This window comes from Mesorhizobium sp. M1E.F.Ca.ET.063.01.1.1, assembly GCF_003998155.1.
GTDB lineage: Bacteria > Pseudomonadota > Alphaproteobacteria > Rhizobiales > Rhizobiaceae > Mesorhizobium.
Map to the genome: position 1 here is coordinate 1 of NZ_RZSC01001096.1, position 1,453 is coordinate 1,453.

Consider the following 1,453-nt stretch of genomic DNA (forward strand, 5'->3'; position numbering starts at 1 on the left):
TGCCTGAAGAAGCAGCCAGCGAGCAACTGCTTGTCGCCCGCCGGCCAGGTCCGCCTTGGGAGGAAGTGGCGGATTAGATTAAACCGGACCGGGAGTGTCCAGCTTAGCGCATTTCTTTTTCTCGATCTTAGAGAGTCTAGCCGTGCCGCTCCTTCCCGCACCGGCGAAACCACCAGAGCCCAGCCATTATCGCGGCGATCACCAACGCAGCCCCAATGTAGAGCATTTCGGTAGTGCCGTCGCCTCCATCGGGAGCCACGCCGAATATATTTTCGATGAAATCCATTGTAATCTCCTTTGGGTGATAAGTTCTAAAGCTGCTCAAGTCGCAAAAGCATTTAGGGCTTGCCAAACCCTATGGCTTCAATACCGGCGCTGATGATGGCACGGTTAAGTTCAGCGACATCATGTCGGATCACCTCGTCAAGACGCCCGATCTCATCATCCACCCTGGTCATGATGTCATCGGCAACTTGCCGCGCCTGCAGGGTGGGGACTTCGTCTGCAATCCCTACAACGCTGATGAGGTCGATCAGCTTGTCGTCCAAGCCCGGCGGATTGCGTTCCAGATCGAGCGGCGTCTCCTTTTTGATGTCCACCATTACTCCTTCTATTCCTTGGAGCCGCCAAACCAACACCTGCGTCTTCTCGGAAAGTGATCTGGTTTCGTCGCCCAGCCGCTTCTGCAAATCCGTGAGTTGTCGCTTCAGGATTCGGATGCGGTTTACGGAAGAATTAAGTTCCGATAGTTTACCTAGAAGGCCCTGAAGGAGCTCGAACTGTGCGGCGAAGTCTTCCGCAGACGTACCGACCCGCGGGTCTTTGATCACTTCTAGATCGGACGTCCGGCGATGCTCGCCAACCCCCAAATGAACCTTGTAGAGACCGGGGGTGACCATCGGCCCGCTTGGTCCTTCGCTTTCGTGTGCTAGCGGCCGATATTTGCGAACCAGCAGTGTCTTATCGAGCTTGGTCGGCCCGGGACATCTGAGATCCCATATGAAACGGTTTAGGCCAGGCTCTATAGTTGGCTTCCTATGGCTAGGTGTGTCCTTTTCGTTGCTCCAGAAAGCGACGACCAGTTCGCCTGTCGCGTTTTCGATCCGAAGCTCGACCGGCCCTTCCGTGCCATCAGGAACCCAGTAATAAATAATCGCTCCATCCGGAGGGTTCTCACCAACGTCGAGATTGCGACGACTGCTCTGCCCATCCCCCAACTCCACGACCTCTCTGGCGACTCCTATGCCCCAAGTTTGGTACCCTATACCGGGTTCGGAGATGCCGACTTTGGAAAATCCCTGTCCAGCTGCCCACGCGAGTTTCGTACGGACTGTTGGACGTGGATTAATCAAGCGCACGTCTTTCTCGGCTACATTCAATTCGCGTAGCGGCGTAACATCGTCGAGGATCCAGAACGATCGGCCATGGGTGCCGGCGACGAGATCGCTTCCCA

2 protein-coding genes are annotated in these 1,453 nt (G+C 55.6%); both read right to left on the bottom strand.

Annotated features, from left to right (window positions below; all coding sequences use genetic code 11):
• Positions 1–136: 136 nt before the first annotated feature.
• Entirely contained in the window at positions 137–286 is a 150-nt protein-coding gene (locus tag EOA29_RS41860) for a hypothetical protein (RefSeq protein ID WP_189479114.1), read from the bottom strand.
• Between the two features lie 52 nt (positions 287–338).
• A partial coding sequence (locus EOA29_RS41865; protein ID WP_210213221.1) for a hypothetical protein occupies positions 339–1,453 on the bottom strand: 1,115 nt, incomplete at its 5' end.